At 41.8% G+C, this 18,771-nt stretch carries 22 protein-coding genes; 18 read left to right on the forward strand and 4 right to left on the reverse strand.

Features of this window, described 5'->3' with window-relative positions; translation table 11 throughout:
- Window positions 1-229 precede the first annotated feature (229 nt).
- The 6 genes from cyoE (at window position 230) to ctaG (ending at window position 6,402) form a co-directional block, all read left to right on the forward strand.
- Window positions 230-1,147 carry a heme o synthase gene (cyoE, locus tag MHI23_RS07220; protein ID WP_024424777.1) on the forward strand — a complete coding sequence of 306 codons (918 nt, stop codon included), beginning with the start codon at window positions 230-232 and terminating at the stop codon, window positions 1,145-1,147.
- 279 nt (window positions 1,148-1,426) lie between these two features.
- Window positions 1,427-2,494, forward strand: coding sequence for a cytochrome c oxidase subunit II (coxB, locus tag MHI23_RS07225; RefSeq protein WP_024426909.1), 1,068 nt, complete (start codon window positions 1,427-1,429; stop codon window positions 2,492-2,494).
- Window positions 2,495-2,669: 175 nt separating this feature from the next.
- Window positions 2,670-4,541, forward strand: coding sequence for a cytochrome c oxidase subunit I (ctaD, locus tag MHI23_RS07230; protein WP_034621096.1), 1,872 nt, complete (start codon window positions 2,670-2,672; stop codon window positions 4,539-4,541).
- A complete protein-coding gene (gene ctaE / locus MHI23_RS07235) occupies window positions 4,538-5,161 on the forward strand; it encodes a cytochrome c oxidase subunit III (protein WP_087977219.1) in 624 nt (207 codons plus the stop codon). The genes ctaD and ctaE overlap by 4 nt, the downstream gene beginning before the upstream one ends.
- Window positions 5,162-5,163: 2 nt before the next feature.
- The gene (gene ctaF, locus MHI23_RS07240; RefSeq protein WP_024426910.1) at window positions 5,164-5,493 is read left to right on the forward strand and encodes a cytochrome c oxidase subunit IVB; all 330 of its coding nucleotides are present in this window, start codon (window positions 5,164-5,166) and stop codon (window positions 5,491-5,493) included.
- Between the two features lie 30 nt (window positions 5,494-5,523).
- A complete protein-coding gene (gene ctaG / locus MHI23_RS07245; RefSeq protein ID WP_024424782.1) occupies window positions 5,524-6,402 on the forward strand; it encodes a cytochrome c oxidase assembly factor CtaG in 879 nt (292 codons plus the stop codon).
- Window positions 6,403-6,459: 57 nt separating this feature from the next.
- Here ctaG and MHI23_RS07250 read toward each other — a convergent pair.
- Together MHI23_RS07250 and MHI23_RS07255 are read right to left on the reverse strand one after the other, a co-directional pair.
- A protein-coding gene (locus MHI23_RS07250) for an IS3 family transposase (protein WP_098677243.1) occupies window positions 6,460-7,610 on the reverse strand; the annotation gives its coding sequence in 2 pieces (ribosomal slippage) (window positions 6,460-7,337 and window positions 7,337-7,610; 1,152 coding nt in all).
- A gap of 156 nt (window positions 7,611-7,766) precedes the next feature.
- Entirely contained in the window at window positions 7,767-8,132 is a 366-nt protein-coding gene (locus tag MHI23_RS07255) for a YugN family protein (protein WP_342492404.1), read from the reverse strand.
- A 134-nt stretch (window positions 8,133-8,266) separates the two neighbouring features.
- On the opposite strand from MHI23_RS07255, the gene MHI23_RS07260 reads away from it, so the two are divergent.
- The 9 genes from MHI23_RS07260 (at window position 8,267) to coaD (ending at window position 13,352) form a co-directional block, all read left to right on the forward strand.
- Entirely contained in the window at window positions 8,267-8,716 is a 450-nt protein-coding gene (locus tag MHI23_RS07260; protein ID WP_024426912.1) for a CBS domain-containing protein, read from the forward strand.
- A 122-nt stretch (window positions 8,717-8,838) separates the two neighbouring features.
- Window positions 8,839-9,882 (forward strand): CAP domain-containing protein, encoded by a 1,044-nt coding sequence (locus MHI23_RS07265; protein ID WP_024424280.1) that lies wholly within the window; start codon window positions 8,839-8,841, stop codon window positions 9,880-9,882.
- Between the two features lie 110 nt (window positions 9,883-9,992).
- Window positions 9,993-10,406 (forward strand): YlbD family protein, encoded by a 414-nt coding sequence (locus MHI23_RS07270; RefSeq protein ID WP_024424279.1) that lies wholly within the window; start codon window positions 9,993-9,995, stop codon window positions 10,404-10,406.
- 19 nt (window positions 10,407-10,425) lie between these two features.
- The gene (locus MHI23_RS07275) at window positions 10,426-10,674 is read left to right on the forward strand and encodes a YlbE-like family protein (RefSeq protein ID WP_024424278.1); all 249 of its coding nucleotides are present in this window, start codon (window positions 10,426-10,428) and stop codon (window positions 10,672-10,674) included.
- A 70-nt stretch (window positions 10,675-10,744) separates the two neighbouring features.
- Window positions 10,745-11,155, forward strand: coding sequence for a hypothetical protein (locus MHI23_RS07280; RefSeq protein ID WP_225315492.1), 411 nt, complete (start codon window positions 10,745-10,747; stop codon window positions 11,153-11,155).
- A 57-nt stretch (window positions 11,156-11,212) separates the two neighbouring features.
- Complete coding sequence (locus MHI23_RS07285) at window positions 11,213-11,662, forward strand: YlbF family regulator (protein WP_007499807.1); 450 nt, start codon at window positions 11,213-11,215, stop codon at window positions 11,660-11,662.
- A 65-nt stretch (window positions 11,663-11,727) separates the two neighbouring features.
- Window positions 11,728-12,000: a YlbG family protein gene (locus MHI23_RS07290; RefSeq protein WP_024424276.1), complete on the forward strand. Its 273-nt coding sequence runs from the start codon at window positions 11,728-11,730 to the stop codon at window positions 11,998-12,000.
- Between the two features lie 310 nt (window positions 12,001-12,310).
- Window positions 12,311-12,868 carry a 16S rRNA (guanine(966)-N(2))-methyltransferase RsmD gene (gene rsmD, locus MHI23_RS07295; protein WP_034623702.1) on the forward strand — a complete coding sequence of 186 codons (558 nt, stop codon included), beginning with the start codon at window positions 12,311-12,313 and terminating at the stop codon, window positions 12,866-12,868.
- Window position 12,869: 1 nt separating this feature from the next.
- On the forward strand, window positions 12,870-13,352 hold the full coding sequence (gene coaD / locus MHI23_RS07300) for a pantetheine-phosphate adenylyltransferase (RefSeq protein ID WP_024424274.1): 483 nt from the start codon (window positions 12,870-12,872) through the stop codon (window positions 13,350-13,352).
- 14 nt (window positions 13,353-13,366) lie between these two features.
- Here coaD and ylbJ read toward each other — a convergent pair whose 3' ends face one another.
- Window positions 13,367-14,575 carry a sporulation integral membrane protein YlbJ gene (ylbJ, locus tag MHI23_RS07305; protein ID WP_042968177.1) on the reverse strand — a complete coding sequence of 403 codons (1,209 nt, stop codon included), beginning with the start codon at window positions 14,573-14,575 and terminating at the stop codon, window positions 13,367-13,369.
- A 156-nt stretch (window positions 14,576-14,731) separates the two neighbouring features.
- On the opposite strand from ylbJ, the gene MHI23_RS07310 reads away from it, so the two are divergent.
- Window positions 14,732-15,511 carry a patatin-like phospholipase family protein gene (locus MHI23_RS07310; RefSeq protein ID WP_326160955.1) on the forward strand — a complete coding sequence of 260 codons (780 nt, stop codon included), beginning with the start codon at window positions 14,732-14,734 and terminating at the stop codon, window positions 15,509-15,511.
- Window positions 15,512-15,515: 4 nt separating this feature from the next.
- Entirely contained in the window at window positions 15,516-16,544 is a 1,029-nt protein-coding gene (locus MHI23_RS07315) for a SepM family pheromone-processing serine protease (RefSeq protein WP_024424271.1), read from the forward strand.
- Window positions 16,545-16,777: 233 nt separating this feature from the next.
- Here MHI23_RS07315 and MHI23_RS07320 read toward each other — a convergent pair whose 3' ends face one another.
- Window positions 16,778-18,025: a nucleotidyltransferase gene (locus MHI23_RS07320; protein ID WP_342492405.1), complete on the reverse strand. Its 1,248-nt coding sequence runs from the start codon at window positions 18,023-18,025 to the stop codon at window positions 16,778-16,780.
- Window positions 18,026-18,231: 206 nt separating this feature from the next.
- Between MHI23_RS07320 and MHI23_RS07325 the strand changes: the two genes are divergently transcribed.
- A complete protein-coding gene (locus tag MHI23_RS07325; protein ID WP_019743276.1) occupies window positions 18,232-18,750 on the forward strand; it encodes a DUF177 domain-containing protein in 519 nt (172 codons plus the stop codon).
- Window positions 18,751-18,771 lie beyond the last annotated feature (21 nt).

The following is an 18,771-nucleotide window of genomic DNA, read 5'->3' on the forward strand; positions in this document are numbered from 1 at the left end:
TCTTTGACAGTCTGATAGAAATAGAGGAGAGAATATTTCATTTTGCACCGCCTTCTGAAACACACATATATCCTAATAAATTCACGAAAAGTTCACAAATAACTTCAAGTTTGTCGTTTATTATTTAATAGGATGTTTTTTTACAGCTGTTTATCTTGTATGATAGAGTTGTAATGATTTTACGTGTCATTCGTTCGTTTGAAGGTTTGGGCAAGGGAGGTTATACACATTGGCAAATTCCAAAACAGCCGCGGAAGCAGCTATTCATGGACAAATAGAAGAAACAACAGCGTGGAAAGATTTTCTTGCTCTGATTAAAATGGGCATCGTCAATTCCAATTTCATTACGACATTTACTGGAATGTGGCTTGCTTTTTATTTTACAGATATGAGTTTTCTTGGAAATCTTGATATTGTGCTGTTAACAATGATTGGTTCTTCTCTTATTATTGCCGGTTCATGCGCAATTAATAATGCGTTTGACCGTGATATTGATATATTAATGGAAAGAACAAAAACAAGACCGACGGTTACAGGTAAAATTCAGCCGGGGCAAGCGTATGCATTTGGCATTCTGCTTGTTGTATTAGGACTCATTATGCTTCTGATGACAACCATTACATCAGCAGTGATTGGATTTATTGGAGTCTTTACTTATGCGGTTCTTTACACCATGTGGTCTAAACGCCACTACACCATCAATACAGTTATCGGAAGTGTATCTGGCGCGGTTCCGCCATTAATCGGCTGGACAGCTGTCACAGGTACAATCGACACAACAGCTTGGGTTTTGTTTATGATTATGTTCATTTGGCAAATCCCGCACTTCCTGTCACTTGCGATTAAGAAAACGGAAGATTACCGTAAGGCGGGCATTCCAATGCTGCCAGTTGTTTACGGCTTTGAAGTCACAAAACGCCAGATCATCATTTGGACAGCATGTCTTCTTCCGCTTCCATTTTTCTTAGGTGGATTAGGATGGCCGATTGTCGCACTTGGTACATTGCTTAATATTGGATGGCTTGTTATTGGCCTTATGGGCTTTAAAATGAAAGACATCATGAAGTGGTCAACGCTCATGTTCGTTTATTCATTAAACTACTTAACCATCTTTTTCGTAGCGATGATTATTATTACACTATTCTAGAGTGAAATACACTTTGATCACATCAAAACAATGGCTATATCTTATAACACAACATTTTCTAACAACTATGAAAGCCGCCTGATATTCAGTTCTATTTAGGCGGCTTTCTGTTTATACATAGATGGTATTTTGAGTAAAAACATCATTTTTTTATGAAAAGAGGAAATGTAAGTGCTTTTATAAGAGGCGGGGGTTATGCATGGGTGAGAAGTGATTTTATAAATAAGAGGTAAAAAGCGAAAGGCAAAGGAGATCAAGCAAAAGGGGTTGGGACAAATTATGATAAGAAAATGGCGTGTTTATTCACTGTTTCTCTTACTGACGCTCGTTTTGGCGGGCTGTGGTGAACCATACTTATCAACACTCAAGCCTGTTGGGGAAGTAGCAGATAAACAGTTTTTCCTAACGGTACTGAGTACACTCATTATGGTTCTTGTCGTCATTGTTGTATCGATCATTTTCTTTTACGTCATCATTAAATTCAAACGTTCTAAAGTGGGAGAAGATACGATTCCAAAGCAGGTGGAAGGGAACCGCAACCTGGAAATCACATGGACAGCGATTCCGATTCTTCTACTCATTATTCTCGTTGTACCTGTTGTGGCATACACGCTTGAACTAGGGGATACAAGCGCTATGGATAAGAAAAAACGAGATCCTGAAAAGACACTTGTTGTTAATGTAAGAGCCAGCTTATATTGGTGGGAATTTGAATACCCTGATTATGGGATTGTCACAAGTCAGGAATTGATCGTACCAACAGATCAGAAGGTATATTTTAAGCTGAAAGCGTCCGATGTCAAACACTCATTCTGGGTTCCATCGGCTGGCGGTAAAATTGATACAAACACAGATAATGAAAACAAATTTTATTTAACCTTTGACTCGAAACGAACGAAAGATGCAGGGGAATATTTCTACGGGAAATGTGCGGAGCTGTGCGGGCCGTCACATGCTTTAATGGACTTTAAAGTTAAAACGCTTTCTCAAGATGAGTTTTTAGGATGGACGAAAAAAATGGCTGATTACAAGAAGCCTGAATCCACAAAGGATCTCGCTTTAGAGGGTGAAAAGCTATTTAAAGAGAAAAATTGCTTAAGCTGTCACGCAGTAGAGCCTGGTGACGAACGGCCGGAAGCAGCAAGAACTGCACCAAACCTTGCGACCTTCGGAGAGCGGACGAAAGTAGCTGGAATTAAAGACATGAACAAAGAAAATGTGAAAGCATGGCTGAAAGATCCAGAAAGCTTTAAACCAGGTAATAAGATGACAGGAACGTACCCTAAATTAAATGACTCAGAAGCAGATGCACTTTACGAGTATTTAAAAGGTCTTAAAATCGAGTAACAACTAGAGCAAATATTCAAGAGGGTATGTGATCGATGTGAAGTTTTTGTTAAGAGCTCCCGAATATGTCTCTACAACCGAGAAGTCGTCATCTGTCAGACATAGTCTGCTTAAAGGATCGTGAAGAAAGACATCTATATGAAAAGGGGCAAATGGGAGATAAGAGGGGGATTTCATGGTGAGTACAATAGCTAAAAAGCGGGGGTTTGGCGCTGTCTTATGGGATTACTTGACAACGGTTGACCACAAAAAAATTGCCATATTATATTTAGTGGCAGGGGGATTTTTCTTTTTGGTTGGCGGCCTAGAAGCGATGTTTATCCGTATTCAGCTAGCCATCCCTGAAAATGATTTTGTCAGTGCAGGGGTTTACAATGAAATCATGACGATGCATGGAACGACAATGATTTTCCTTGCAGCTATGCCGCTGTTATTTGCATTAATGAATGCGGTAGTACCAATTCAAATTGGTGCACGTGACGTAGCATTTCCGTTTGTGAATTCACTTGGTTTTTGGTTATTCTTTTTCGGAGGAATTTTCTTAAACCTTGGATGGTTTATGGGCGGAGCACCTGATGCAGGCTGGACTGCATACGCTTCGCTCACGCTGAATTCAGAAGGTCATGGAATGGATTTCTACATTTTAGGTTTACAGATCGCGGGTATTGGTACGCTGATCGCAGGAATTAACTTTCTTGCAACGATTATTAATATGAGAGCGCCTGGTATGACGTATATGAGAATGCCGCTCTTTACTTGGACGACATTTGTCGCCTCCGCACTTATTTTATTCGCATTCCCTCCGCTGACAGCAGGGCTTGCGATGCTGATGCTTGATAGAATGTTTGACACGAGCTTTTTCAATCCAGAGCTTGGAGGAAATACAATCATCTGGGAGCATTTGTTCTGGATTTTCGGACACCCGGAAGTATATATCTTGATCCTGCCGGCATTCGGAATCTTCTCTGAGATCATTCCGGTGTTTGCAAGAAAAAGATTGTTTGGTTACTCGTCCATGGTGTTCGCTACTGTATTGATTGGTTTCCTTGGATTCATGGTGTGGGCGCATCACATGTTCACTACGGGGCTTGGACCTATCGCCAATGCGATCTTTGCTGTAGCGACCATGGCAATTGCGGTGCCAACAGGAATTAAAGTATTCAACTGGCTGCTCACGATATGGGGCGGTAATGTGAAGTTTACAACGCCGATGCTTTATTCTGTTGCCTTTATTCCGTCGTTCTTACTTGGCGGGGTAACTGGGGTCATGCTTGCAGCAGCTGCAGCGGATTATCAGTTCCATGATACGTATTTTGTTGTGGCGCATTTCCATTACGTCATTATCGGCGGGGTTGTATTCGGTATTCTAGCAGGTGTGCATTACTGGTGGCCGAAGATGTTTGGAAAAATACTGAATGAGAAGCTTGGGAAAATTGGCTTTGTGCTGTTTTTCGTCGGTTTCCATTTAACTTTCTTTATCCAGCATTTTCTCGGTTTATGGGGCATGCCGCGCCGGGTCTTTACATTCCTGCCAGGTCAGGGTCTCGAGCTTGGGAACTTAGTCAGTACGATTGGAGCACTGTTTATGTTTGTAGCTGTTGTGATCATGCTGATTAACATCATCTGGACAACAGCAAAAGGAGAGCGGGTATCGAGCGATCCTTGGGGAGATGGAAGAACACTTGAATGGGCAGTTTCTTCGCCTCCGCCAGAATACAACTTTAAACAGCTGCCGCTTGTGAGAGGACTAGATCCATTATGGATTGAAAAAATGGATGGTAAAAAAGGAATGACAGCATCTGAACCGCTCGATGATATTCACATGCCGAATAACTCCATTTTGCCTGTCATTATCTCATTCGGTCTATTTGTGTCAGCGTTTGGTTTCATGTATCGTCAAGAGCACAGCTGGGGGCTTCCGGTGATCTTCATTGGTCTTGGTATTACGTTTGCGACCATGCTCGTTAGATCTCTGAAAGATGATCATGGATACCATATTCACAAAGAAGATTTGACTGACGACGATGATAAAGGGGTGAAAGCATAATGGAACCACAAAAAATGACGGCGGAAACCTTTCCGGCTTCTCCTGAGAAGGCCACGTTAGAAGGGAAGAATAAGTTTGTCGGGTTCTGGCTGTTTCTTGGAGGAGAAACCGTTCTGTTTGCATCGCTTTTTGCCACTTATTTGGCGCTGAAAAACTCAAATGCAGGCGGAGCAAAAACAACTGATATGTTTGACCTCACACTTGTCTTTATTGCCACAATGCTTCTATTAACGAGCAGTTTAACGAGTGTGTATGCCATGTATCATATGAAAAACTTTGCCTTTAAAAAAATGCAGCTTTGGCTTGGTATCACGGTCCTTTTAGGTGCTGGATTTTTAGGGGTTGAGATATATGAGTTTTATCACTATGTGCATGCGTATGAATTTACGATTACCAGCTCTGCTCTTGGTTCTTCCTTCTATACTCTTGTAGGAACTCACGGAGCTCACGTCGCCTTCGGACTTTGCTGGATTACCGCTCTTATGATTCGAAATATGAGACGCGGACTCGATTTATACAATGCGCCGAAATATTATGTGGCTAGTCTCTATTGGCACTTCATTGATGTTGTGTGGGTCTTCATCTTTACCGTTGTATATTTAATGGGAATGGTGGGATAAGAATGGGAAATAAAAACACAAATCAGTCTAAAGTCGACCTTGTATATCGTAAAAAGAAAAATGCCGAAGAAATGAAGCATCAGCTCATTTCTTTCGGCTTGATGATTGGATTAACATTTGTTGCGTTTTTAACGATCGCCTCAGAAGACGTTGGAAATTGGTTCGCAGTACCATTTATTTTACTGCTTGCAGGCATTCAGGTAGCTTTTCAGCTTTATTATTTTATGCACATGAACCAAAAAGGGCATGAAACACCCGCCTTGTTTCTATACTCAGGTGTGTTTGTTGCGTTTATTACCGTATTAGCCTTTTTGACCATTATATGGTGGTAAACCCGCTTTGCCCTTGAAGGAGGCGCAGCAATGGAGAACTTAGAAATTTTCGGATTTCGGGCTTTATGGAGCCCTTATTATTTGACTTGTATTGTGATAGCAGCTGCTCTTTATCTGCTTCTTGTGACAAAGGGAAAGCACCGTGCGACGGTGAAAGAGAAGACGTTGTTTCTGACAGGGCTTGTTCTGTTATATGCTGTGAAAGGGAGCCCAATTGATTTAATGGGGCATATTATGTTTAGTGCACATATGGCGCAAATGGCGGTGCTGTACTTAGTCATCCCGCCTCTCCTTATTACAGGATTGCCTCCAGCCATTTGGGAGCGGATCATTCAAACACCAGGTATTCAAGCTGTCTTCCGTTTGTTTTCCAAACCTTTAATTGCACTGCTTGGGTTTAACGGCTTGTTTTCGCTGTATCACATTCCGCTTGTGTTTGATTTTGTGAAAACAGATCCGTTTTACCACGCAGTGATGACGGTGGTTATTTTTATCGCTGCCTTTTTCATGTGGTGGCCGCTTGTCCATAAAGTTCAAAGTCAGCCGCAGATCACAGGCATTTTGAAGCTTGGATATATCATGGCAGACGGGATATTGATGACACCGGCCTGTGCACTCATCATGTTTAGTGAAGCACCAATCTATGCAACCTATTCAGATGCCGGCGCATGGATACAAGCACTGCATTTATGTGTGCCAAGTGATATGCTTGCAGGCCTTGCTCTCACTGGCCCTGATATGTTCCACACCTTGCCGCTGCTAGAGGACCAGCAGCTAGGTGCGATTTTGATGAAAATTATTCAGGAGATTGTGTACGGCTCTATTCTTGCTGTTGTCTTTTTTGACTGGGCAAGAAAAGAAAGAGCAAAAGATGCCGTACCAGATGCGCTTATTCCGAAATATGAATAAAAAAAGCACAGCCATCTGGGACTGACCCCCGTTTTTGAGACAGGGATCAAAACACCTTTATACAGCCAATTGCCGATAGTTGATCGGTGATTGGTTGTTTAGTTTTGTTTGAATACGAATGTTGTTATAATAATAAATGTATTCTTTGACAGTGCGTTCTACAATGTTGGTTGTAGTTCGATCAATGCTGTTAAGATAGAACGTTTCAGACTTTAGCGAGGAATGAAACGATTCGATGGAGGCATTATCAGCGGGCGTCCCTTTACGGGACATGCTCATGGTAATGCCTTTTATATGAACAGCTTTCTGATACTCGTAAGATGTATACACAGAACCTTGGTCGCTATGTAACACACAGTTTTCAGGCAGTGCTGGGAGCTGATCAAGTGTGTTTAAAATAAAGTCTGTGTCCTGCTTATCACCAATCGTAAACGCAATTACTTCTCCATTATATAAATCCAATATACTGGAAAGGTACAATTGTTTCTGTCCATAAGGCAAATACGTGATGTCCGTTACTAGTTTTTCAAGAGGGCGATCAGATTGAAAGTTCCGATCCAGTATATTACCGGCCACGGCATAGGGCTGCCCATTCTTCTTACGCTTTTTCATTTTAACCCGGCACTGCCACTGGTTTTTCTGCATGATACGTTGAACAGTTTTATGGTTAATATGCATCCTCATTTTTAGTATGGCTGTGATTTTTCGATATCCATATCGATACTTGTGCTCTCGGCACAACGTGCCGATTTGTTCCTCTAGTTGTTTTTTAGAATGATTCTGAGTCAGATCTTTTTTCCATCTATAGTACGAAGCGCGTGAGACGCCTAAATGGACACAGATGTCCTGTACTGTCATTGTTTTGCACAATTCTTCTACCAGTTTGATTGACGTTTCCTTATCAACTTCCTTTCCAATTCGTTGTACTTTTTTAAAACTTCATTCTGTTGACTCAGATAGCGATTTTCTGCCTGCAGTCTCTCTAATTCGGAAGAGTACTCGGGACCCTTTCTATGGGTATATTGTTTTCCAACAGGCTGTTCGAACCGGTGTGTATCCCCAGCCTTATGCCACCTCACCCATGTCTGAACCTGCGTTTTATTTTTGATATTCAATTCCCGCAAAATCTCTTTCATTGATACGCCTGCCAATCTCATTTCTACAGCCTTCTGTTTGACTTCAACCGGATAACTCACTCTTGTCCCCATAGAAAAAACACCTCCATGTTTTATTTCGGATTACAACGATCCGTTTTCAAACTTGAAGGTGTTTTTTATTTGTCTCATCTTATGGGGTCAGTCCCATCTGGCTGTGCTTTCATCTTAGAAAAAGGGCTAAAATTAAGATCATTTTAGCCCTTTGTTTTATGCTTCAGCCGTCATGGCTTCTAGTTTTTCCTTCAGCTGTGCAAGTGTTTTTTTGCTTGATTGGATGAGAGAGTTAGGGAATTCTTCGCCTTCGCCGTATTCAACGCCATGTGGATAATAGTGTTTTCCAAGTAACGGTGTTAGAAGCTGAATGTGTGCCTTTTTGGAACCGACATCTCCTTCAGTAGCGTAGCCGGAAATCCGTAAATAAAAGGTTCCCTCTACCATGCTGTACTTTCTGTCGTATGTCACACGCTCATAATCCCATTGATCGGCTCGTACAAATCCTTCACTTTCCATAATGAAATCTAATTTATTTAAGTCAGCTGATACCTTTTCAATCCCCGTATCTTCAAACTTCACCCAAAACCCCTCCTTATAAAATTTCCCTTTACTGACAATCATAGTATGAAAGCGTTAAACTTTCAACTGTGAAAGGTATGTTCTTTTATAAGCTGGTTACAGTAATAAAGAAAATAACGGATGGAGGAATCAACATGAAAACGAAAAAAATCAAAGATATTATGACAAAAAAAGTAGTGACATGTCAGCAAGATGACAATACGTATGAAGCAGCAGTCAAAATGAGAGATGCTGATATCGGTGCCATTCCAGTGGTTGACGGAGATCAGCTCGTTGGGATAGTAACAGACCGTGACCTTGTGCTTAGAGGCATTGCAGAAAAAAAGCCAAACTCACAGGAAGTGGGCTCGCTGATGACAAAGGAAGTACTAACAGCTGAAGAAGATGCAACACTTGAAGAAATTGTCCGGCTCATGTCAGAGCATCAGCTCCGCCGCATTCCTGTTGTAAAAAACGGCGCATTAACAGGGATTGTCGCTCTAGGAGATTTATCAGTCGAAGATTTATCAAATGATCGCGCGGGAGAGGCACTGACAGAAATCTCTCAACAGGATCAAGATCATGGACAAGGATTTCTTCATTAAGAGGGGCATATTTTAAATTCGTGTTAAATAGGCTGTATTGTCGTTGATAAATGGAGCAAGTTTTGTTTAAATGACAGTAGAAGGTACTTTTTGTACCTTGCCAATTTAACGGAGGTGTTTATTTGAAAACTGTGCTCAAAACACTCCTCATCCTCCTGATTATATCTGGAACGTACGTTCTGTTTATTCAATATGGATCTTCACCAGAAAAAGAAAACAGCAATGAACCGAAGGTGTCTAATGAAGAAACATCTAGCGATAAGCCGATCAACATCCCCAAAAAGGGGCTCATGTCCTTTATGGGGAAATCTTCAAACGAAGTGCTTAAACAGCTGGGAGAACCAGATCGCATTGATCCTTCCGCATATGATTATGACTGGTGGATTTACAACCAATCGAAGAAGCACTATATTCAAGTAGGGGTAAAGGATAGTAAAGTGGTGACCTTGTTTGCAACAGGAGACGGTCTGAATGTAGAACCGTTTAAAATCGGTCAAGCCACGAGTGAAGTATTTAAGAAAACACAAATTGCACCTTACATTCATGTGGAGGATGAACAAAATTCATACCGCTTTGAATTCTCAGAAGATGATATGAATACAAGACCTACTGTGAAAGTGGGAGATGATGTGTATGTTCAGCTTTACATGGATAAGTTTGAAAGCACCCTTTCAAGTATCAGGGCCTTCAACGCAGATACATTTGTGAAACAAAAGCCGTATGAGGTGGTCTACCGAGGTCAATTGGTAGAACCTGAGGCGATATCAGGCGAAAAGTGGAAAGATATCGAAGCTTCCAGTCAAAAACAAATTTTTGATATGACCAATATTATCCGCCATAAGTACAACCTGCCGATCTTAAAGTGGGATGATGAAACCTCTGAAGTGGCCTTCATGCATAGTGAGGACATGAAAGAGAATCATTATTTCTCCCATGAATCTAAAAAATACGGTACGCTGAAAGACCGGTTAGAAAGAGGCGAGGTGGGCTTTCAGCTCGCAGGTGAAAATATTGCCTATAACTATGTCGATGGACCTGCAGCGGTAGAGGGCTGGCTCAATAGTGAAGGTCACAGGAAGGCGTTATTAAATAAAGATTACACGCATCTTGGCGTAGGGGTGAAAGAAAAATATTACACCCAAAATTTCATCAAGAAAACTTCTTAAACGAAAGCAGCTGCATGGTCGCAGCTGTTTTTTTGATGGTGAAAAAGAGGCTCACCAAAACAGATGCTGGTGTATATAGTATAGTAGGCATTTGTATGGGGGGTGAGGATATGACAAACAAGCAAAAACAAACATCCATTGATGAATTTAAACAATTCGTCAGACGCCATCCGAAGTTAATTCAAGAAGTGCAAACGCAAGAAAAAAGCTGGCAAAGTGTATACGAGAATTGGGTCATGTTTGGTGAGGAAGATGAGATGTGGTCACCTTACCGGCAATCGAAATCTGAAGATGCGAAAGAAGAAAAAGCCTCTAAGCCAAGTGAAGCAGGAAAAGCAGATTTTATGTCTAAAATGGTTTCTGCTGTGAAAAAAATGGACGCTGATCAAATGAATGAACAAATTAACAAAATGAGCCAGTCTATTTCCTCTTTACAAAGCTTACTCGGCCAATTTTCATCCAACGGTTCAAAGAAAGGTTCATCTGGAGGCAGTCAGCACCCATTCTCCTTCAGGAAAGATTAAGTGAAAGGGGATGCTTCTGGTGCGAAAAGAAGTACAGGAATTTGTCATGGCCGAAGAGGAGCGAATCAAATTCATAAGACAGCGTCCTATCTGGTACAGACAGCTGACGCGACATCCTGAAAATCTAACGTCCTTTGAATTAGATAAAATGAACTTTTACGAAAAAACCATTCCTCATCGTGTGAGTCAGTTGAGCAATAGCGTCCAAATGGCTGAAATGATGATTCAAATGTTCCAAGCAATGCGCAATCAAAATGGAGCCGGCTGAGGCTTTTTTTGAGTTGATTAAGATGTCTATTTCCTGAGCATCCTATAAACGTAGATGAAAGGAGAATCAGATGATGAAATGGATGCTGTCAATAGGCGCATTGCTTTTTCTTGTCACCGGGTGTCAAAGTCAACATGGAGAAGAGCAAGTGATTAAGCATGACCGAGCAGTACCAGTCATGCAGCAAGCCCAAAGCGAAATGAAGCAGCAAGGCTTTTTGAAATACAAAGTGCAAGGGTCGTCTGTCTATATAGAAAGTACACTTCAAGATTTTCATCTTCAGCCAGAGCGTCTGAAAAAGAACGAGAAGGCGGGATATTTTACAGTGTATGTAGACGGGAAACGTGCAGGGAATGAGTATACCGCGGCATTTGTGGTCAAGCATCTTTCAAAAGGAAAGCATAAAATGACTGTTGTGCTGAATTCCCGTCATCCAGAATATAAACAGAAAAGAGAAACATGGGATGTATTTGTCACGTAAAAGCATTTTCTGATCCATAGGTTTCGTGGTAAACTATGAATTGGAGGTGCAACATTTATGTATGCGACAATCGAATCTGTGGAGCTCCAAGAGGAAGCAAATCAATTGGCTGCCATGATTCTTCAGTCGGAGGAGGCTGAACATTACCGCAACTGCTTTAAGCGTCTCCAGCAAGACGAAGAAGCCCAACAAATTATTGCCCATTTTACAAAAGTAAAAGAGCAGTATGAGGATGTGCAGCGGTTCGGCAAATATCATCCGGACTATAGAACGATCTCAAAGGAAATGCGTGAGGTCAAAAGAAAGCTAGATCTTCACGATACAGTGGTTGATTTCAAAAAAGCAGAAACAGCGATTCAATCCATCTTAGATGAGATTAGTATTGAAATCGGTCAAGCTGTATCAGCATATATTAAAGTTCCAACAGGGAACCCATATTTTGATGGTCTATCATCATGCGGCGGTGGCTGTGGATCAGGTGGCAGCTGCGGCTGTAAAGTATCTTGACGAGACTTGAATGTCTCGTCTTTTACATAATGAATGAAAAGAATTGAAAAGCGGCAGGTGAAAAGATGGAAACCAAACGTCAAGGGATGGTCGTCTGGCTGCATTCGTTAAAGCAGTCAAAAGCGCTAAGAAAATTCGGGAATGTTCACTATATTTCAAGGAAAATGAAATATGCTGTGATCTATTGTGATATGGATGATCTTGAGCGCCATATGGCTAAACTCAGCTCGTTACCATTTGTGAAACGTGTTGAGCCTTCATATAAACCTTTTATTAAATTAGAGTACGAATCCAAATTGGACAAAGCAAAAGAGTATGATTATAAGGTGGGCTTTTAAAGACACAAAAAAATCCCCGCGGCATCACCCGCGGGGTCCTTCTATTCTTAATGATTCATTAAGGAGAAGGCAAAGGGAGAGGAGAAACCGGAGGAAGAACTTATGGGGAAACGTAAGTCTTCTCCGCGGTTGGCAACAGCACCACATCAGATGCTGTTATAAATAGTATGACCCCGTATTTCTTGATCTATACATAGAAAATGAATGAATATCATTGCATTGTTCCTTGAGGAGTGATGTGGTAAGATAATGTTGAATTTTTTGTCATAAACAATGACCAATAGAAGCAAGTAGAAAAAGTGGTGGAAAAATGAGAGTCATCTCTGGAACGAAAAAAGGCCGCACACTTAAAGCGGTACCAGGTCAATCAACAAGACCGACGACAGATAAAGTAAAAGAATCAATATTTAATATGATCGGCCCGTATTTTGATGGCGGATGGGCTCTTGATTTATTTGCAGGAAGCGGTGGTTTAGGGATTGAAGCGCTTTCTAGAGGATTCGATCATTGCATATTTGTTGATCGAGATATAAAGGCGATTCAGACGATTAAAGGAAACCTGAATCAATTGTCGCTAATGGATCAAAGTGAAGTGTTTCGAAATGAAGCAAAGCGTGCACTTGCAGCTGTTGTGAAACGAGAGGAATCCTTTCAAGCCATTTTCCTTGATCCGCCCTATAAAGATCAACAGCTAAAAGCACTTCTTGAAATGATTGACGAGCACGCCTTGTTAACAGATGACGGCGTGATCGTGTGTGAGCATGATAAAGATGTGAAGCTGCCAGAAGAAGCAGGGCAGCTCCACATCACAAGACAGGAACTGTACGGATTGACTGGTATTACGATCTATAGAAAGCGGGGAAATTAGCATGGGGAACATAGCCGTTTGTCCGGGCAGCTTCGATCCAGTTACATTGGGGCATTTGGATATCATTAAAAGAGGTGCAAAGATTTTTGATGAAGTGTATGTATGTGTACTAAATAATTCATCTAAAAAACCGTTATTTACTGTTGAAGAACGGTGTGAGCTTATTCGCCAAGCAACGAAGGAGCTGCCAAATATCAAAGTTGAATCGTTTCACGGTCTGCTTGTTGATTATGCGAAGCAAAAAGAAGCCAAAGTCATTTTACGCGGACTAAGAGCTGTGACGGACTTTGAGTATGAGATGCAAGGCACCTCAATGAACAAAGTGTTAGACGATGAAATTGAAACGTTTTTTATGATGACCAACAATCAATATTCTTTCTTAAGCTCCAGCATTGTCAAAGAAGTAGCGAAATATCATGGGGCAGTCAACGATCTTGTACCAAAAGAGGTAGAAGCAGCGCTGAAGGAAAAATTTAATGGATGAGTGCCACCCGGCACTCATCCATTTTTTAATTTCCGATAGTATAGCGCGATATACACTATCATACTGCAAAGTGTGATGAAGGGACCGGCTTTCACAAGCTGATTCCAAAGCACGCTGCTGAACATGACGACCTGCTGGCTTGCATCAAAGGCACCCGCTGGGAGAGCCATGTCTGATCGAGAGACATAAAGAGGCTTGAATAATAAAAAGGCAAAAACAGCTGCATAAATTCCGTGAAGCAAACGGGCGAAGAAAAACGGTTTAAAGCGGATATCGGTTGCCGCTAAAATGCCGGCGACTTGGGCTTGAACAGAAAACCCGCTGAATCCTAAAATAAAGCTGACGACAATGGTTTTAGCGAGAAGAGTGACTTCCTGTGACCCCGTCATCTGGCTTCCTAATGTGATTTCAAATAAACCGGCAATCATGGCAAGGTCTAATTCTGGCGGAAGATGCATCGTTTGCAGCATATATCCGAGCCCGATAGATAAAAGGTCTGTCACATGGACAACTGACAACATTTTGCTAAACACAGAAAATAAGATAATAAAGCCGCCAATCATAAAGAGTGTTTGGACTGATGACATGACTGCATCACTTAAAATTTGGCCGAGCGGTCTTTTCTCTGCGAGTCTTGCTGTATGAAGAGCATTGAATGCCTCTTTAAACGGCGGGAATAAAAACTTCTTTCGGCTTCTTAGGTGTGCATCATGCCGCGCTTTATATCCCCTCATCGTCACACCAACAGCGAGATTCCCTAAATAATGAGCGCTGGCCAATACAATGCCTAAAGCTGGATGATGAAAAAAACCAACAGCCACCGCACCGAAAATAAACAATGGATTCGATGAATTTGTAAAGGAAACGAGACGCTCTGCTTCGATCCGCGTCAGCTGCCTTTCCTGCCTCAGTCTTGTCGTTAATTTCGCACCAGAAGGAAACCCTGAAGCCATTCCCATAGCCAGTACAAATCCCCCTACACCCGGCACCCGGAAGATGGGGCGCATAAATGGCTCTAATAATACCCCGACAAATCTGACAATCCCAAAACTAATTAATAGCTCGGACAAAATAAAAAAAGGAAGCAATGATGGAAATACAACCTCCCACCACATTGCAAGTCCATTTTTCGATGCTTGCAAAGAGGCTTGTGGGTGTGTAATCACAGTGGCTGTTAAGAAAATAAAAAAAGCAGCGATGAACAGAGTGTTCCATTTTTTCATGGAGATTTCGCCCCTTGCCGTTATGATCTATTGGCGAGCTCGTGATTATAGAAAAAGAAACTAGCCGAGCCTGTCTTCTATTACTATACGAGCAGTAGGGGCATGTTTAGACCTATAGATTCGTATATATGCATAGAAAGAGGAGGGTGGATTTTCATGAAGCGACCGATCATCGGGCTTGCACTAGGCTCCGGGGGTGCGAGGGGAATGGCGCATATCGGGGTTTTGTCTAGTCTTGAGAAGCAAGGGATACAGGTAGATATGATCGCTGGAAGCAGTATTGGCGCACTTGTTGGGAGCTTTTATGCGGCAGGACAAGACGTAGAAAAAATGAAAAAACTTGCACTTGTCTTCAGAAGAAAGTATTATGCTGACTATACACTGCCAAAAATCGGTCTTTTAAAAGGAAATCGAATTTTGCAGCTGATTCACACGTTTACATATGGGAAAAAATTCGAAGAATTAAGAATGCCCCTTGCGGTGGTTGCCTGTGACCTCGAAACAGGGGAAAAGGTTGTGTTTAAAGAAGGGTCTGTCTCACAAGCAGTCAGAGCAAGCATCAGCATTCCAGGCGTGTTTGTTCCTCACGAAATGGGCGGCAGACAGCTAGTGGATGGAGCGGTTGTTGACCGCATTCCTGTGTCTGTTTTAAAAGAAATGGGTGCAGACCTTATTATCGCCTCTGATGTATCTAGGGTGAAAAAAACAGAAAAGGCGACGAGATTATCGGATGTGATTATGCAAAGTTTGGACATCCTTCAAAATGAATTGGTCCGTCATCAAACCATTCATGCAGATCTCATGATTCGGCCGAGGCTTGAAACATTCAGCTCCAGTTCATTCACACAGGTTCAGGGGATGATTGAGGCCGGTGAGCTTGCCGCAGACCAATTAGCAGGTGAACTGAAAGATGTCATTGATAAATGGGAGTGTTAATCGAATGAAAAAATTGAATATTCGCTGGCTCAGCTTTTTTATCGTTGTTCTTGTCTTATTTGGCTTAACTTTTGTCAAACTGCCGTATTACGTGACAAAACCGGGTGATGCAACAGAGATTGCCCCTCACATTCAAGTGGATGGTGGATACGGCGAGAAGGGCAGCTTCTCTCTTATGACGATAAAAGTAGGCCCAGCCAATCCGTATACGTATTTGCTTGCGAAAATGAATAAATATGACGAAATCGTCCCAGAAGAAAATATTAAAGCGGACGGAGAGTCGGATGAAGATTATATGAAAAGACAGCTTCAGCTGATGAAAAGTTCTCAAGAAAATGCCATGATTGCAGCGTATACAAAAGCAGGCAAAAAAGTAGATTATACGTTTAATGGGGTATATGCGAGCTACGTCATGAAAGGCATGCCTGCTTACGGCAAAATTGAAGTGGGCGACCGGATTAAAAGCGTTGATGGCAAGACGTATGATTCGGCTGATAAAATGGTGTCGTATATCAGCCGTCAAAAAGCTGGTACATCTGTCCGTTTTGTCCTTGAACGAAACGGCAAGGATATCACGCAGAAAGTGAAGTTGAAGCCTTTTAAAGAAGAGCCGAACCGAGTCGGAATTGGCGTATCTTTATTTACAGACCGAAATGTGAAAGTGTCGCCTTCTATTAAGGTGGATATTGAAAATATCGGCGGCCCGTCGGCAGGTTTAATGATGTCACTTGAAATTTATAACCAGCTGACAAAAGAAGACGAAACACATGGCTATGCGATTGCAGGGACTGGAACGATAGACGCTGATGGTACGGTCGGGCCAATTGGCGGAATAGATCAAAAGGTTGTTGCAGCAGATAAAGCAGGAAAAGATATCTTCTTTGCACCAAATGATAAAGGTGATCCAAATTCAGACTACAAAAATGCAGTGAAAACAGCGAAAGATATTAAAAGTAATATGAAAATCGTTCCTGTGGACACTATGCAGGACGCACTGAACTATTTAAACAAGTTAAAAGAGAAAGCATCTTAAGTGAAAAAAGAGCAGCCTTAGGCTGCTCTCAGCGTGTAGACAAACCCTCGCATTCGGTGTCAGGTCTCTGCGCCGGTACTCACGAATGTCAAATTCGCTCCGTTCCGGTGCTCGCCCTTCCTAGACTTCAAAGGTTTTCTATCACGCTGAAAAGAAGACAAAGGGATAAAATAAAGATCATTTTAGCCCTTTGTCAACAATCAGAGAGCAGCCTTCATCAAAGGCTGCTCTTTTTATCGAGATTGGAAGAGACCAGTCTCTTCATCATAGCGGATCGGTGAGGTTTTAAATTCTGCTTCTGTTAACTTTGTTTGCATTGGTTCGCTGATGGGAAGGCTGAAGACGCGGGAAGCGCGAATTTCAAGATCAAGGGCAGGATGTGAAAAGGAAGACAGCTTGCTGACAAGCGGTACGTCCAATTCCTTTTTGACAAGAGATAAGTATTGCTGACCTTTCTTTGACATACCAAGTAAACGAATGTATGGCGCGTGTTTCTCCTTTAGCAGCTCATGCATAACAGTTTTCTTCACCCTCATTAAAAGGTGCGTATTCATCCGCTGCAGCCTTGTCCACGTATATCGTTTTGTTTTCACAAGTGATAGATATTCCTCGTAGGTGGACGCATGTGTGATCGCCTTTTGCATGCGGTGTTCGATGCCTTCTTCAATTTCATAGATGCCTTCTAATTCTGCTGTATCCATTGTGTGAAACACATGTTTTAAGAAGCTGAAATAGTCTTCTTGCGTATGTAAAAGACCATAAGAAGAATAATAGTCATGTAATTGCTTAAGCGAAGCTTCCGGGAGATAAGAGGCGACAGTTTCAAATGACCCGTTCTCTTTTAAGGCTTTTCGGATGCTTGTCGCGCTTGCGATTTTCTGATGTTTAGGAAGCTCTTGATCATGATAACCGGATGCAATTCTTTGAGAGGTAAAGGGCTCTATGTGAGGAGATCTCTCTAAGATGGCTTTGACATAGTGGAAGCCTAAAATGTTATTGGGCTTAGACAGATCCAGTAAGTGTTTAGGATCAATGATCTTTTGAAACGCAGCGGCAGAGGCTGCCGGATAACTAAGCCCTTCTTTGACCTTTGCTTTTGTAAAAAGGTCAATTTCTTCTTTTTTTTCATGCCAAGCGTGCGCTGTTCGCTCAAATGCTTTAATGTCCCCATCCTCGCTTCCGAAAAAAAGGGAGCGGCATTTTAAAGCGTCTAAAATAGACACAGCACCATTTGCAAAGGTTTCTGCCTTTTGCACTGCATAGATGTATGGAAGCTCACATACGATGTCTACACCGTTTTGCAATGCCATTTTTGTACGTGCCCATTTGGAGACGATAGCAGGTTCTCCGCGCTGGAGGAAAGATCCGCTCATGACGGCAATGGCTACATCTGAGGAGGTATGTGTTTTCGCCTGGCGAACATGATAGGCATGCCCATAATGAAATGGATTGTACTCGACAACGACTCCTGTTGCTTTCAATAGATGTTCCGCCTTTCTTGCTATGGTTAAATGGTCTATGCTACAGTAGCATAAGGGAAAAATGAAGCCCATTTTTTTCAGTGTAGGCATTCCGTGAACTGATGTCAAACAACGCTCTGACATCACAAAGGACTGTAAAGAAAAAATATTGACAAATAGCATGATGAAAGCTATAATCATGTTTGTTGCTCTTAGAGGTGATACAATTGAAATGGACAGTTTATCAGTTACATCAAAAAGCTAAAAACAGCTTCGATTTTCATGAGACGGTTGACTTAAATGAACTTACTAGCCTTCATTCAGATATACGTCGCATTTCACCAGTAGAGGTGAAAGGGACTGGAGTGATCGAATCAAAGCAAGTCGCATTTGATTTAACCATCACAGGTGAAATGACATTGCCTTGTTCAAGAACGCTTGTTGATGTAAATTATCCATTTGCGATTTCAACGAAAGAACTATTTGTACTTCATAAGACAGACGATATAGAAGATGAAGACGTATCTGTTGTAGAAGACGATATCATCGACTTAACGCCTATAGTCAAGGAAGAAATTCTTCTTGAAGTGCCGATGCAAATCTTTTGCGACCAAACAGACGTAAAAGGTGCTGCACCACAGGAAGGGAATGACTGGGCGGTCATTTCGGAAGATGCACATCAAAACCGAATTGATCCGCGTCTGGAAGGCTTGAAGAAGCTCTTAGAAGAAAATAATGAATCTTAACTCTTTAAGGAGGTGGGAATA

It is taken from the genome of Bacillus sp. FSL M7-0003 (assembly GCF_038628485.1).
Classification (GTDB): Bacteria; Bacillota; Bacilli; order Bacillales; family Bacillaceae; genus Bacillus; species Bacillus safensis.